This window comes from Achromobacter sp. ES-001 (genome assembly GCF_019448355.1).
GTDB classification, from domain to species: Bacteria; Pseudomonadota; Gammaproteobacteria; order Burkholderiales; family Burkholderiaceae_B; genus Achromobacter; species Achromobacter spanius_B.
The window spans coordinates 2,215,156-2,229,037 of the sequence record NZ_CP079940.1 but is presented as its reverse complement, the minus strand read 5'-3'; the positions used below and the strand labels follow the sequence as shown (position 1 = coordinate 2,229,037).

12 protein-coding genes are annotated in these 13,882 nt (G+C 65.1%); 7 read left to right on the top strand and 5 right to left on the bottom strand.

Going from position 1 to position 13,882, the window contains the following annotated elements:
* Positions 1–171: 171 nt before the first annotated feature.
* A complete protein-coding gene (locus KYT87_RS10095; RefSeq protein WP_304505150.1) occupies positions 172–1,452 on the bottom strand; it encodes an MFS transporter in 1,281 nt (426 codons plus the stop codon).
* Between the two features lie 161 nt (positions 1,453–1,613).
* On the opposite strand from KYT87_RS10095, the gene KYT87_RS10090 reads away from it, so the two are divergent.
* Both KYT87_RS10090 and KYT87_RS10085 read left to right on the top strand, forming a co-directional pair.
* Positions 1,614–2,432: a helix-turn-helix domain-containing protein gene (locus KYT87_RS10090; protein ID WP_219992152.1), complete on the top strand. Its 819-nt coding sequence runs from the start codon at positions 1,614–1,616 to the stop codon at positions 2,430–2,432.
* Between the two features lie 226 nt (positions 2,433–2,658).
* Complete coding sequence (locus KYT87_RS10085) at positions 2,659–5,355, top strand: penicillin-binding protein 1A (protein ID WP_219992151.1); 2,697 nt, start codon at positions 2,659–2,661, stop codon at positions 5,353–5,355.
* A gap of 134 nt (positions 5,356–5,489) precedes the next feature.
* Here the strand turns inward: KYT87_RS10085 and KYT87_RS10080 are convergent, their stop codons facing one another.
* Positions 5,490–6,203 (bottom strand): metallophosphoesterase, encoded by a 714-nt coding sequence (locus tag KYT87_RS10080; protein ID WP_046807405.1) that lies wholly within the window; start codon positions 6,201–6,203, stop codon positions 5,490–5,492.
* 246 nt (positions 6,204–6,449) lie between these two features.
* On the opposite strand from KYT87_RS10080, the gene KYT87_RS10075 reads away from it, so the two are divergent.
* On the top strand, positions 6,450–7,625 hold the full coding sequence (locus KYT87_RS10075) for a PepSY domain-containing protein (RefSeq protein ID WP_046807406.1): 1,176 nt from the start codon (positions 6,450–6,452) through the stop codon (positions 7,623–7,625).
* Positions 7,622–7,825: a hypothetical protein gene (locus KYT87_RS10070; protein WP_046807407.1), complete on the top strand. Its 204-nt coding sequence runs from the start codon at positions 7,622–7,624 to the stop codon at positions 7,823–7,825. Before KYT87_RS10075 ends, KYT87_RS10070 begins: the two co-directional genes overlap by 4 nt.
* Positions 7,826–7,983: 158 nt before the next feature.
* Here KYT87_RS10070 and KYT87_RS10065 read toward each other — a convergent pair whose 3' ends face one another.
* Positions 7,984–8,811, bottom strand: a complete 828-nt coding sequence (locus KYT87_RS10065; protein WP_219992150.1) for an aldo/keto reductase — start codon at positions 8,809–8,811, stop codon at positions 7,984–7,986.
* A gap of 261 nt (positions 8,812–9,072) precedes the next feature.
* Here KYT87_RS10065 and KYT87_RS10060 point away from each other — a divergent pair, with 261 nt between their 5' ends.
* Positions 9,073–10,938, top strand: a complete 1,866-nt coding sequence (locus tag KYT87_RS10060) for an ABC transporter ATP-binding protein/permease (protein ID WP_219992149.1) — start codon at positions 9,073–9,075, stop codon at positions 10,936–10,938.
* A gap of 52 nt (positions 10,939–10,990) precedes the next feature.
* Entirely contained in the window at positions 10,991–11,374 is a 384-nt protein-coding gene (locus KYT87_RS10055; protein ID WP_046807410.1) for a Rieske (2Fe-2S) protein, read from the top strand.
* A gap of 58 nt (positions 11,375–11,432) precedes the next feature.
* Here KYT87_RS10055 and KYT87_RS10050 read toward each other — a convergent pair whose 3' ends face one another.
* Complete coding sequence (locus tag KYT87_RS10050) at positions 11,433–12,416, bottom strand: bile acid:sodium symporter family protein (RefSeq protein WP_046807411.1); 984 nt, start codon at positions 12,414–12,416, stop codon at positions 11,433–11,435.
* A 111-nt stretch (positions 12,417–12,527) separates the two neighbouring features.
* Between KYT87_RS10050 and KYT87_RS10045 the strand changes: the two genes are divergently transcribed.
* Positions 12,528–13,370, top strand: a complete 843-nt coding sequence (locus KYT87_RS10045; RefSeq protein ID WP_046807412.1) for a LysR substrate-binding domain-containing protein — start codon at positions 12,528–12,530, stop codon at positions 13,368–13,370.
* 61 nt (positions 13,371–13,431) lie between these two features.
* Here KYT87_RS10045 and KYT87_RS10040 read toward each other — a convergent pair whose 3' ends face one another.
* Entirely contained in the window at positions 13,432–13,746 is a 315-nt protein-coding gene (locus KYT87_RS10040) for a hypothetical protein (protein ID WP_046807413.1), read from the bottom strand.
* Positions 13,747–13,882: the final 136 nt, after the last annotated feature.

Below are 13,882 nucleotides of genomic sequence, written 5' to 3'. Positions count from 1 at the left end.
CCGTTTGCAGTATTTGACAGTTAAACCTTTCAGGTAACTGACAATCGAAAGGAACGAAGGGCAAACCCTAGATTAATTATTGTGGTTCGTCCCCGCCAGTCGGCCAAAAGCACTACCCCTTCGTCCGAAGATCCGTGCTGGTTTGGCGTAGGGAATCAACGCGGGACTGCATCAGCGCGGCTTTTCCACGTTAGGCAGCAAGATTGCCACCACGCCCAACAGCGGCAGATACGCGCACACCTGGTACACATAGCCAATGCTGGTGGCGTCGGCCAGCTTGCCCAGCGCGGCCGCCCCCACCCCGCCCATGCCGAAGGCAAAGCCGAAGAACAGCCCGGCAATCATGCCCACCTTGCCCGGCACCAATTCCTGCGCGTAGACGACGATGGCCGAAAACGCCGACGCCAGCACCATGCCGATCACCACCACCAGCGCCGCCGTCCAGAACAGATTGGCGTGGGGCAGCAGCAAGGTGAAGGGCGCTACGCCCAGGATCGACACCCAGATGACGATCTTGCGGCCGATGCGGTCGCCCACCGGCCCGCCCACCACCGTGCCCACCGCGACTGCGGCCAGGAACAGGAACAGGTACAGCTGCGCCTCGCGCACCGACAAACCGAACTTGTCGATCAGGTAGAAAGTGAAATAGCTGTTCAGGCTGGCCAGATAGAAGTACTTGGAAAATATCAGCACGCCCAGCACCGCCAGCGCACCGATCACCCGATTGCGCGACAGCCCATTGCCGGCGCCCGCCGTGCGCGCGCGCGGCTTCAACATGACGCGGTTGGCGCTGTACCAACGGCCGATACCGATCAGCACCACGATGCCGAATAGTGCCGCGAAGGCAAACCAGGCCACGCTGCGCTGGCCGTGCGGAATGATGAACAGCGCCGCCAGCAGCGGCCCCAGCGCCGACCCCACGTTGCCCCCCACCTGGAACAGCGACTGCGCCAAGCCGTGCCGGCCGCCCGAGGCCATGCGCGCCACCCGCGACGATTCCGGGTGGAACACCGACGACCCCGTGCCGACCAGCACGGCGGCCACCAGCAGCCAGCCGAACGACGGCGCCACCGACAGCAGCAATAGCCCAGCCAGCGTGAAGCTCATTCCCACGGGCAGCGAATAGGGCTTGGGATGGCGGTCGGTGTACAGGCCGATGAAGGGTTGCAGCAGCGAGGCCGCCAACTGATAGACCAAGGTGATCAGCCCGATCTGTGCGAAGGACAGGCTGAACGAATCCTTCAACATGGGGTAGATGGCCAACAGGATCGACTGGATCATGTCGTTCATCAAATGTGCCACGCTGATCGCGCCCAGCACTTTATAGGCGGTGGATGGGGGGGTGGATGGGGTGGTGGACGGGGCGGCGGACGTGGCGGCGGTCGCCTGCGCAGCGGGCGCGGGCACCATGGCGTCCGACATGCCGGCAACGGGATTTTGGGCGGGGGTCATGGGCGGCTTTTGCGATGGGGTTGTGTTTGGCTGACAGCCAAACCAGCCATCAGTGTAGAAACCGGCCGCTGCGAAGATCTGCCAATTTTCATCGGGCAAGTGACAAAATAGCGGCATCCTGCCCGCCGTCGCGGCCTCATCCTTTGGTTGGAAGTGACATCATGGCCACCCGTCTTGCCCCGCCCGACCCCGCCCGCAGCATCAACGCGCAGGACTACCAGGACCGCCCGCGCGTCGTCACCGCGCTGGCCAAGGAATTTCGCGCGGGCGCGCAAACGGGCGCGCACTCGCATCCCCGCGCGCAGCTGATCTACGCGGCCGAAGGCGTGATGCGCGTCACCACACCCAGCGGCTTCTGGGCGCTGCCGCCGCTGCGCGCCTTGTGGGTGCCGGCCGGCGTGCCTCATGGGGTGGACATGGTGGGCGCCGTGTCGATGCGCTCGCTTTACATCCAGGCCGATGCCGCCGCCGGCTACTGGCGGCAACCCCAGGTGGTGGAAGTGAGCGGCCTGCTGCGCGAACTGATCCTGGCACTGACGGCCGAGCCCATCGACTACCCGCTGGGAGGCCGGGCCGAGCAGATCGCCGCGTTGATCCTGTCTGAACTAGCGGCCGCGCGCGTGCTGCCCATACAAATCCCCTGGCCGCGAGACCGCCGCTTGCAGACCATCTGCGCGGCCATCCTGGACCAGCCCGGCCTGCAACGCGGCATGGAAGCCTGGGGCAACGAGGTCGGCGCCAGCGCGCGCACGCTGATCCGGCTGTTCCAGGCCGAACTGGGCCTGAATTACCGGCAATGGGTACAACAGGTGCGCCTGGCCGACGCGGTCTGCCGCTTGTCGGAAGGCGTGCCCGTTGCCCGCATCGCGGCCGACCTGGGATACCGCAGCACCAGCGCGTTCAGCGCCATGTTCCACCGCGCGTTGGGCGCGCCGCCGCAGCGGTATCAACAGGGCTCCTGGCGCCTTACCGAAAGCTGAATCACAACAGGCGCATGCAACCGGCCTTGCTGTTTGTCACGGCGCGCAATACATTTCACAGCGCAATTCCCGTCGCTCGCGCACGCAAGCCGCGTCGCGCGTATGCTAGACCCCGTCCCTATATCTACCGCGGCACACGCCCCCCACTTGGCTTCGGCAAGTTTGGTTACTGAAACCTTATGACGCCATGGCTGGTCTATAGCGTTCTGTCCTAGAATCGCCTGCAATGAGCACCCCCCAGCAATCCTCCGCCAACCCGGGCGGCAAATCGGGCCTTCCCTGGAAACGCATCCTGGTCAAGACGGGCATCGTCGCGGCCGGCGTCGGCGCGTGCGGGGCCGTCGTGCTTGGGCTGGCATTGGCCCTGGCCTGGCCCAGCCTGCCCGATCTGCACGCCATGACCGACTACCGGCCGCGCGTGCCGCTGCGCATCTACACGGCCGACAAGGTGCTAATCGGCGAATACGGCGAAGAACACCGCAACGTGCTGCGGTTTGATGAAATCCCGCCGGTGATGCGCCAGGCCGTGCTGGCGGCCGAGGACGACCGCTTCTACAGCCACGGCGGTGTCGACTGGATGGGCGTGGCGCGCGCGGTACTGACCAACGTGGTCAAGGGCTCGAAGTCGCAAGGCGGCAGCACGATCACGATGCAGGTGGCGCGCAATTTCTATCTGTCTTCCGAAAAGACCTATTCGCGCAAGCTGTACGAGCTGCTGCTCACGTTCAAGATCGAAAACGAGCTGACCAAGGACCAGATCCTTGAGCTCTACATGAACCAGATCTACCTGGGGCACCGCGCCTATGGCTTCGCGGCCGCGTCGCGCGCTTACTTTGGCAAGCCGCTGTCGGAAGTGACCCCGGCGGAAGCCGCCATGCTGGCCGGCATCCCCAAGGCTCCGTCGCGCTTCAACCCCATCACCAATTTCCCGCGTGCCGAAATTCGCCAGCACTACGTGCTGGGCCGCATGAAGGCGCTGGGCTACCTGACGCCCGAGCAGGCCGACGAAGCGCTCAAGCAACGCCTGACGATCCGGGGGGCTGACGGCACCAGCGCGCGCGGCTTCGCCGTGCATGGCGATTACCCGTCGGAACTGGCACGCCAGTTGATGTACGGCGTGTTCCAGGAAGAAACGTATTCCAAGGGCATCGACGTCTACACCACCATCGATTCCAAGGCCCAGGAAGCCGCTTACCGCGCGGTGCGCGATGGCGTCATGGACTACACGCGCCGCGCCGTATATCCCGGCCCGGAAGATCAGATCGACCTGCCTGACGGCGTCGAAAGCGATGCCCAGGCGCTGGACGAGATTCTGGACGGCGTGCAAGACAAGACGCCGGACAGCGAGGACCTGCTGGCGGCGGTCGTCCTGTCGGCCAGCCCTGCCGAAGTGAAGGTGGCCCGCAGCGCGCGCGACATCATCACCATTTCGGACAAGAAGGCGCTGGCCGTGGTGGCGCGCGCCTTGAACCCCAAGGCCAGCGACAGCCAGCGCATCCGTCGCGGTTCGGTCGTGTACATCCACAAAACGGGTGGCAAGGACAGCGACACCTGGGAAATCATCAACATGCCGGCGCTGCAAGCGGCGTTGGTGTCGATGGCGCCGCAAGATGGCGCGATCCGCGCCATGATCGGCGGCTTTGACTACAACCGGGGCAACTTCAACCGCGTGACGCAGGCCTGGCGCCAGCCCGGTTCCAACATCAAGCCGTTCGTCTACGCCGCGGCGCTGGAACGCGGCTTTACCCCCGCCACGCAGATCTCCGACCAGCCGTTCATGCTGACGGCCGCGCAAACGGGCTCCAAGGACTGGCAGCCCAAGAACGACGGCAACAAGTACGAACCCATGCTGACGTTGCGCCAGGGCTTGTACCGGTCCAAGAACATGGTGTCGATCCGCATCCTGCAAGCGATTTCGCCGCAGTACGCCCAGGACTACCTGACCCGTTTCGGCTTTGACAAATCGCGCTGGCCGGCGGTGCTGCCGCTGGCGCTGGGCGCGGGTGGCGCCACGCCGTTGCAAGTGGTCAATGGCTATGGCGTCTTCGCCAACGGCGGCTATCGCGTGACGCCGTACCTGGTGGACCACGTCACCGACCGTTCGGGCAAAGTGCTGATGCAGGCGCAGCCCGTCAAGGCGGGCGACGAAGCGGCGCGCGCTATCGACCCGCGCACCGCCTGGGTCATGGACGACATCCTGCGCGGGGTTACGACTAGCGGCACGGCCGCGCGCGCGCACCAGGTGCTGAAGCGCAACGACGTCGGCGGCAAGACGGGCACCACCAACGACGCGGTGGACGTCTGGTTCTCGGGCTTCACGCCCGATCTGGCCACGACCGTCTGGATGGGCTTTGACCAGCCCAAGTCGCTGGGCACCAACGAATTCGGCAGCGGCCTGGCGTTGTCCACGTGGCTGGACTACATGCAGCCGGTCTTGAAGGGCATGCCCGAAGCCAAGCAGTCGCCGCGTCCGGACGGGTTGCTGGTGGAAAACGGCGAATACTATTTCGCGGAATTCCCGCCCGGGCAGGCGGTGGCGTCGCTGGATTTGTCGTCGGGCGATGCGCTGACCGATTTCCTGAACAACAACCGCAGCACGGATGGCGTGGACACGTCCGTCAAGCCGCTGCCGAGCCCGGGTGGCGCCGCGCTGCCGCAAAATTCGAACAACAGCGCCGTGCAGCCGCCGTTGCAGCCCATTCCGGTACCCAGCGCCGCGAATGTTGCGCCGGGGGTCATGGCGGGCGTCGCGACGTCTGGACTACCGGCGGCGGGCATACCGGCTGCTGGCGTACCGGCTTCGGGCGTACCGGCGGCGGGAGCTGCGGCGGCCACCCTGCCTGCTGCCGGCAGCGCGGAAGATGCCGCTGCGCGCGCCAGCGCGGTAACTACGTCCAGCTCGGTCATCGCCCGGCCGCTGTAACCGACCAACGCTGTAACCGACCAACGCTGAAAAACGACACGGGCGCCCTTTGCGGCGCCCGTGTCGTTTCCCTGCTTTCTCGTTCCACGGTGACCGTTAAACGGCCCCCTCCCTCGTCCCCAGCGCCCGACGGCCTATTCCTCTACCGCCAGCTCGGTCACGACCTCGCGCGGCCAGGCCGTCAGCGATTCCAGGTCCAGGAACGTGAAGTAGCCGGATCGCCAGCCTTCGGTATCGATGTGATAGACGTTGCCCAGGACCAGCGGCGCGGCCACGGGCGTGTGCCCGGCCACCACCGCCCGCACGCCCTGGATGCCGGTGCGGTTCATCTGCCGCAAGCGGTCGCGCGACCACTGGCACGTCGCGCTGGTGCGCTTGTAGCGATCTTGCAGCGCGAACTCCAGGCGCGGCCAGAACAGCACCGGGCAATCCGCATGCAGCAGGCCCACCGCGCCCTCGCGGGTTTCGACTTCGATCGCGATGGGAAGCTGGGCAAACGCGTCGGCAAACACTTGCTGCTGGTCGACGGGCAGGTCCAGGAACCAGCCGCCGCCGTAACCGCGCCAATTGGTCACGTCCACCTTGCCGGTGCGCACATGACGAATCGCATAGTCTTCGTGGTTGCCCTGGACCGCGTAAAACCAGGGCTGGGCCAGCCATTGCAGCGCGGCTTCGCTTTCAGGTCCGCGATCAACCAGATCGCCCACGGAAAAGAGCCGGTCGCGGGCCGGGTCGAAACCCAGCCGGTCCAGGCTTTCCTGCAAACGCGAAAAATGACCGTGCACGTCGCCGACCGCGAAATCGCGGCCATGCTCGTTACGCGGGACTTTTAAAAATCGCTGCTCCATGATGCTTCTCGACTGCCGGTTGCGGGGCGAGCAAGACCCGTCCCTTGAAACAAACCGTGGCGGCTTGCGCCCGGTATCTCCCGACCTGTCTTTTTAACCCGCTTTAGTTGACGCCGGCCTTGCACCGCTGACCATCCGGGGGTCAAATATTCCGTTACGAGAATCGCTATTATTCGTGATAATGTTCCGCCTTCCTCACAAACAGCTTAAAGAGGGCCGCGCGCGCCGCCGCCCCCTTCCGCCGCCATGACAGCCGCGTCCACCATCAAAACCTGGTACTGGATCCACAAGTGGACCAGCCTGGTTTGCACCATCTTCCTGCTCATCATCTGCCTGACGGGCTTGCCGCTGGTTTTTCACCATGAAATCGAGCACTGGCTGGATGACGCCAAGCCGCTGTCCAACGTGCCGGCCAACACGCCGCCCGCCAATCTGGACAAACTGGTCGCCAGCGCCCTGACCATGTATCCGGGCGAAGTGGTTGATTACCTGTTCTTCGACCCCGACGAGCCCCAGGTGTATGTCGGCATGGCCAAGAAGCCAGGTGATGGCCAGGCGTCCGGGCACGCGGTCCGCATGGACGGCCGCACCGGCGACGTGCTGCTGGAAGGCCCGCTGTATACCGAAGACAAGTTCTCGTTCATGGGCATCATGCTGGCCCTGCATGTGGATTTGTTTGCCGGCTTGCCGGGCGAGCTGTTCCTGGGCTTCATGGGGCTGCTGTTCTGCGTGGCTATCGTATCGGGCGTGGTGTTGTACGGCCCGTTCATGAAAAAGCTGGAATTCGGCACCGTCCGCGCCGCCCGGTCCACGCGCCTGAAATGGCTGGACCTGCACAACCTGCTGGGCATCGTGACGCTGGTATGGGCCTTCGTGGTGGGCTTTACCGGCGTCATCAACGAACTGTCGACCCCGTTGTTCCGCCTGTGGCAGTCCACCGAATTGGTCCGCATTCTGGAACCCTACAAGGGCCAGACCGTGCCCACCCAGCTGGCCTCGGCGCAACTGGCGGCCGACACGGCCAAGAAAGCCATGCCGGGCAACGAGGTGTCATTCATCGCCTTTCCGGGCAACGCTTTCGGCAGCCCGCACCACTACATCGCCTGGATGCGTGGCGACACGCCGCTGACCTCGAAGCTGAACACGCCCGTGCTGGTCGATGGCAGAACCGGCGAACTGACTACCGTGGCCAAAATGCCGTGGTACCTGACCGCGCTGGAAGTGTCGCGCCCGCTGCACTTTGGCGATTACGCGGGCCTGCCGCTGAAGATCATCTGGGCCTTGCTTGATCTCATCACCATCGTGGTGCTGGTCAGCGGCCTGTACCTGTGGATTGCGCGGCGCCGCGCCACCGAGGCGCGCATCAACGAGCTGGTGAAAAAGCACCAGGCCGCCGCCGCCCCGCAAAGGAATCCGGCATGAGCGCCCGCCACACCAAAGGCCGCACAGGTCGCGGCTTCATGTTCGTATGGGGCGCGCCCATCCTGCTGGGCGTGCTCAGCGTCTTTGGCCTGTTGGCCGCGCTGTTGGGCACGGGCGCCTGGCACTGGGCGTCGTGGATCACGTTGACCATCCTGCTGGGGGTCATCGTCCGGTACTGGGTGTTCCCGCTGAAACACTAGGCGGTTCATGGGGCCCCGCTGCCCCATCCGACGCCCTAGTCCCGCGCCCCAGTCTCGCGCCCTGTCCTGGGCCGGTCCTGGACCCGATCCCGGGGCGTTGTCCCGGCCCTTGAGTCCAGACCTTGAGCCCGGCCATTGAACCCGCCTTCCCCAGCCGGCTATCGGCCGAATTGTTCCGGGTCCGGCCCCAGCCGCGCGCCGTTCTTGATGCCGTCAATCGCGGCCATCTCATCCGCCGACAGGTCAAAATCAAAAATGTCGATGTTCTCGCGGATGCGGGCGGGCGTGACCGACTTCGGGATCACGATAAGGCCGCTTTGCACGTGCCAGCGCAGCGTGACCTGCGCCGGAGACTTGCCGTGCTTGGCGGCCAGGTCCACGATGACTTTTTCTTTCGTCACGCCGCCCTGTGCCAAGGGGCTCCAGGATTCGGTGGCGATGCCGTGCTTGGCGTGGAAGGCCCGTAGCTCGTGCTGGGCGAAGCCCGGATGCAGCTCGATCTGATTGACCGCCGGCGTGACGCCAGACGTCTCGATCAACTGTTGCAGGTTGGCCTGCGTGAAGTTGGACACCCCGATCGAACGCGCGCGGCCGTCTTCCTTCATTTCGACCATCGCGCGCCAGGCATCCAGGAACTGGGTGCTGCCCGCCACCGGCCAGTGGATCAGGTACAGGTCCACATAGGCCAGGCCCAGCTTTTCCAGGCTTTCATCCATGGCCTTGTGGGCGTCGTCATAGCCGTGCTTGTCGTTCCACAGCTTGGTGGTGATGAACAGGTCCTTGCGCGCCACGCCCGATGCGCGCAAGCCCGCGCCCACACCTGCCTCGTTGCCGTAGATGGCCGCCGTGTCCACCGACCGGTAGCCGGCCGCCAAGGCTTCCTTGACGCTGGCGGCCGCCTGGTCATCGGGCACCTGCCAAACGCCCAGCCCCAGTTGCGGGATGTTGCTGCCGTCGTTCAATTTCACTGCGGGTACCTTCGCCATAAGCCCTCCGAAACATGCAACGCAACGCTCGCACGGCGAATACGCGCCAGGTCGCGCAATCCAGGGGCACAGCCCGGCCAACCCCGGATTGAAGAGATAAAAAAGCGGGCTTGCCGAGCTGCGCCCACATTGCGATACCGGTCCGACATCCCCAGGCAATGGTCCGCAAATACCAGGGGTTATCACCCAAATAATAGCGCCCGTGCCGGATAATGCCCTTCACACCGCTCCACCCCCCGCTTTCGCCCCCCAAGGCCAGCCATGAATTCCCCTGACGCGCCCCCGAAGAATCGCGGCGGTTTTTCTACCTTGCGCACCCTGTTCCCGTACTTGTGGCCGCCCGGCAAGACCGGGCTCAAGGTGCGCGTCGTGGCCGCATTGCTGTGCCTGTTCGCGGCCAAGGCGGCCACCGTTTATGTGCCACTGATCTACAAGCACGCCATCGACGAACTGGGCAAGGGTGCGCCCGGCGCGGTGACGGTGCCGCTGGGCCTGATCCTGGCCTATGGCACCGCGCGCGTGCTGTCGCTGCTGTTCTCGGAATTGCGCGACGCCATCTTTGCCCGCGTCGGCCAGCACGCCATCCGCGCGGTGGGCTTGCAGATCTTTCGCCACCTGCACGCGTTGGCGCTGCGTTTTCACCTGTCGCGCCAGACCGGCGGGCTGACACGGGCCATTGAACGCGGCACCAAGGGCATCCAGACGCTGCTGTCGTTTTTGCTGTTCAACATCCTGCCCACGTTCTTTGAAATCGGGCTGGTGTGTATTGTGCTGTGGAAGATGTTCGACATCTGGCTGGCCGCGGCCACCGGCGCGACAGTCATCCTGTACATGGCCTATACCCTTGCCGTCACGGAATGGCGCGCCAAGTTCCGGCGCCAGATGAACGAAACCGATTCAGAAGCCAACACCAAGGCCATCGAAAGCCTGCTGAACTACGAGACGGTCAAGTACTTTGGCAACGAAGAGCACGAGGCGCGCCGCTACGACGCCTCGCTGACGCGCTACGAGCGCGCCGCCGTGCGCAGCCAGGTCAGCTTGTCGATTCTGAACGTGGGCCAGGCCGCCATCATTTCAGTGGGCTTGACGCTGGTGATGTGGATGGCCGCCACCGGCATCGCCCAGGGCCGCTACACGCTGGGCGATTTTGTCCTGGTCAACACCTACCTGTTGCAGCTGTACCAGCCCCTGAGCTTCTTCGGCTTCATCTACCGCGAAATCAAGCAGGCCATGATCGACATGGAACGCATGTTCGAACTCTTGGGGCAGGACCGCGAAGTGGCCGACCGCCCCGACGCCCTGCCGCTGCGCGTGGCGGGTGGCCAGGTGGAATTTCGCGACGTGTATTTTGGCTATGACGCGCGCCGCCCCATCTTGAAGGGCGTGAGTTTCACCATTGCGGCGGGCAAGACCGTTGCGGTGGTCGGCACGTCGGGCGCGGGCAAATCCACCATCGCCCGCCTGCTGTTCCGCTTCTACGACGCGGACAGCGGCGCCATCCTGGTCGACGGCCAGGACGTGCGCAACGTCACCCAGGCCAGCCTGCGCGCCGCGATCGGCGTGGTGCCGCAAGACACCGTGCTGTTCAACGACACCATTCACTACAACATCGGCTACGGCCGGCCCGGCGCGACCGAGGCCGAGATCCAGGCGGCCGCGCGCTTGGCGCACATTCACGACCTGATCATGACCATGCCGGACGGCTACCAGACCATGGTAGGCGAGCGCGGCCTGAAACTATCTGGCGGCGAAAAGCAGCGCGTAGCCATCGCCCGCACCATCCTGAAGAACCCCGCCATTTTCCTGTTCGACGAAGCCACCAGCGCGCTGGACACCCACACCGAACGCGAGATCCAGGCGAACCTGCGCGAAGTCAGCCAGGGCCGCAGCACGCTGATCATCGCGCACCGCCTATCCACTGTGGCCGACGCCGACGAGATCATCGTGCTGTCCGAAGGCCGCATCATCGAACGCGGCCGCCATCCGCAGCTGCTGGCGCAACGCGGCGTCTACGCCGGAATGTGGGCGCGCCAGCAGGACGGCGCGGCGTCCAACGAAGACGCCGACGTTAGCGACGCCCCGGCCAGCAATCCGGTGCACAACCCAGCCAACAGCCCGGCGAATTGACAAGCCCCATCGCCCTGACCGAACATCGCACCCTTTCGTAAAAAGGCCCGCCATGCAGGAACCCTCGCTTGCCCCCGAAGTCCGCGTCTGCGCGGCATCCGACCTGGCCAACGGCGGCCTGGGCGTCAAAGTGCCGGTGTCCGACGGCTCGGGTCAGACCACTGCCTTTTTCGTCCGCTACCAGGACCGCGTGCATGGATACCTGAACCGCTGCGCCCACGTGGGCGTGGAACTGGATTGGGAAGGCAGCTTCTTCACCCGCGCGGGCGACCTCATCATGTGCGCGCGCCACGGCGCGACCTATCAGCCGGACACCGGCTTGTGCGTCGGCGGGCCTTGCAAGAACGGGCGCCTGACCGCGCTGACGGTGTCGGAACGTGATGGCGCCGTGTACTGGCACCCCACCGGCAAGATCGTTCCGCGCGACGGCGGCTGACAGCTGGCCGACGTTGGCGTTTGGCGTTTCCGACTTGACGTAACCATCGTCGCGGACGCTACGCCCCCGCCACGGCTGCCTGCGCCGGCGGCTGCCGTTCCGCATAGCGCCGCGCCAACACGGCGCACACCATCAGCTGCATCTGGTGAAAGATCATCAAGGGCAGCACCACCACGCCCATCTGCGACGTGCCGAACAGCACGGTGGCCAGCGGAATGCCGGACGCCAGCGACTTCTTCGACCCGCAGAACACCAGCGTGATTTCGTTCTCTTTGGACAAGCCCAGCTTGCGGCTGCCCCAGGTTGTAATCACCAGCACCGAGCCCAGCAGCAACGCATTCACCAGCACCATCGTGGCCAGGTCGATTGCCGGAAACGCGTGCCAGATGCCCTGCGCCACGGCTTCACTGAAGGCCGTGTAGACCGCCAGCAAAATCGAACTGCGATCCACCTTGGACAACGTGCGGCTGTTGCGCTGCGCCCAGGCGCCGATCCACGGCCGCAACAGGCTGCCCACCGCAAACGGCAACAGCAGCTGCGCCAGGATGCGGCCCGCGTCGGCCAGCCCGTGTCCGCCGCCCTGCCGATGCAGCAACACCGCCACCAGCAACGGCGTCAACACGGTGCCCAGCAAGTTGGACGCGGTCGCCGCGCAAATGGCGCCCGGCACGTTGCCCCGCGCCATCGACGTAAAGGCAATGGACGACTGCACGGTTGAAGACAGCGTGCACACGAACAGCACGCCCAGCCACAGCGAAGGCGTCAGCAGACCGGGGAACAGGGCCCGCAAGCCCAGCCCCAACGCGGGAAACAGAATGAAAGTGCAGGCCAGGATCAACGCATGCAGGCGCACGTCCTTCACGCCGGCCACGATGGCATCGGTGGAAAGGCGCGCGCCGTGCAGAAAGAACAGCAACGATATCGCCACGTTGCTGGCCACCATCATGAACGTGGCGCCCTTGCCCACGGCGGGGAAAAAGCTGGCAAACGCCACGGTGGCGATCAGGATCAGCGTGAATTGGTCAGGTAAAAAGCGGCGCATGGCTTGGTTTCCAGGAAATTACGGAAAACTATAGGCGCGCCCCTTGCCATCGTGAAGGCCATTGATTACTTTGACTGTCATCGAAAAGTTCTATGACCCTATTGGCTTGCCATGCTTAACCCCTTGTGGCTCAAGACCTTCACGGTGGCCGCCGGCGCCCCCAGCTTTACCGAAGCCGCCCGCCGCCTGGGTCTGACCCAGCCCACTGTCAGTGAGCACATCCGACAACTGGAACAGTCCGTGAACCGGCGCCTGTTCCTGCGCGACACGCATTCGCTGGCGCTGACCAGCGACGGGCGCAGTTTGCTGGTGCATGCCGAGATCATTCTGGACGCGCACGAACGCGCCGCGCGGCTGTTCGATGCGCCGCGCCTGCGCGGTCGCGTACGGCTGGGCACGTCGGACGATCTGGCGATGGGGCCGCTGCCGGATGTGCTGGCCGCGTTTCGGCTGGCGCATCCCGAAGTGGAACTGGACCTGACCATCGGCGTCACCAGCGAGCTCTACAAACTGCTGGACGACAACGAGCTGGACGTGATGATCGGCAAGCGGCGGCGCGGCGATCGCCGGGGCCAGACGCTGCACAAGGAAGCGCTACTGTGGCGCGCCAAGGAAGGCCTGCGATTTGCGCCGGATGCGCCGCTGCCATTGATATTGCTGCGCGAGCCGAGCGTGACGCGCACGCTGACGCTGGACGCCTTGGCGCGCGCCGGCCGCAGCTGGCAGATCGTTTGCACAAGCACCAGCTACGCGGGCTGCCAGGCGGCCGCGCGCGCGGGGTTGGGCATTACCGTGCAGCCTTCGCACCTGTCCACGGCGGGGCTGGCCGCGCCCGGTGGCGCGACGCAACTGCCCGCTTTACCGCAAGTGGAATTCATCGTCATCTCGGCTCCGGCCCCCAACAAGCCCACGCGGGCGCTGACCGACATCCTGATGCGCAGCACCTTGACATGACCTTGCCACAAGGTGCGGGTGCGGCGGCGGGCCGTCAATACACGCCCGCCCGGCCTCACGCTTATTCCGGCAGCGGATCCGGCACGCCGTCTTCGTCCACGCTGGTCACGCGGTCCAGCGCATTGCGCGCGGCGGACATCGCTTCGATGGCGCTGCGAAAGCGGCGGCTGACAAAAATTTCGAACGGCTGGCCTTCGGGCGGCGCGGCGGCCGGCTCGGCGCCATCCGGGTCCGCCGCCTGCTGTGCACCGGCCTCGCCTTCCTTGACCTTGGCCACCAGGCGCCGCGTCTCCAAGAACGCCCGGGGCGGCGTGCGCCCTTCGGGTTGCGTCGCGTACGCCACCACCGAAAATCCGTTGATCTTCTTCTCTAGCATTACGGTTCCCTTGCGCCGCGGCCACAGTCGGCGCAGCTTGTTCCTAGCGACAACGGCGCGGCAAACGGAAACTTAAGCGGCATGCAAAAAGCCGGCGTTGATCTGCATCAACGCCGGCTTTTTGCCTGGGTACAGC

What these genes read in the sequence shown, in the direction of transcription:
- KYT87_RS10060 (WP_219992149.1), top strand. Translation starts at nt 9,073, where the DNA reads ATGAATTCCCCTGACGCGCCCCCGAAGAATCGCGGCGGTTTTTCTACC.
- KYT87_RS10080 (WP_046807405.1), bottom strand. Translation starts at nt 6,203, where the DNA reads ATGGAGCAGCGATTTTTAAAAGTCCCGCGTAACGAGCATGGCCGCGAT.
- KYT87_RS10095 (WP_304505150.1), bottom strand. Translation starts at nt 1,452, where the DNA reads ATGACCCCCGCCCAAAATCCCGTTGCCGGCATGTCGGACGCCATGGTG.
- KYT87_RS10050 (WP_046807411.1), bottom strand. Translation starts at nt 12,416, where the DNA reads ATGCGCCGCTTTTTACCTGACCAATTCACGCTGATCCTGATCGCCACC.
- KYT87_RS10045 (WP_046807412.1), top strand. Translation starts at nt 12,528, where the DNA reads ATGCTTAACCCCTTGTGGCTCAAGACCTTCACGGTGGCCGCCGGCGCC.
- KYT87_RS10075 (WP_046807406.1), top strand. Translation starts at nt 6,450, where the DNA reads ATGACAGCCGCGTCCACCATCAAAACCTGGTACTGGATCCACAAGTGG.
- KYT87_RS10090 (WP_219992152.1), top strand. Translation starts at nt 1,614, where the DNA reads ATGGCCACCCGTCTTGCCCCGCCCGACCCCGCCCGCAGCATCAACGCG.
- KYT87_RS10055 (WP_046807410.1), top strand. Translation starts at nt 10,991, where the DNA reads ATGCAGGAACCCTCGCTTGCCCCCGAAGTCCGCGTCTGCGCGGCATCC.
- KYT87_RS10040 (WP_046807413.1), bottom strand. Translation starts at nt 13,746, where the DNA reads ATGCTAGAGAAGAAGATCAACGGATTTTCGGTGGTGGCGTACGCGACG.
- KYT87_RS10085 (WP_219992151.1), top strand. Translation starts at nt 2,659, where the DNA reads ATGAGCACCCCCCAGCAATCCTCCGCCAACCCGGGCGGCAAATCGGGC.
- KYT87_RS10065 (WP_219992150.1), bottom strand. Translation starts at nt 8,811, where the DNA reads ATGGCGAAGGTACCCGCAGTGAAATTGAACGACGGCAGCAACATCCCG.
- KYT87_RS10070 (WP_046807407.1), top strand. Translation starts at nt 7,622, where the DNA reads ATGAGCGCCCGCCACACCAAAGGCCGCACAGGTCGCGGCTTCATGTTC.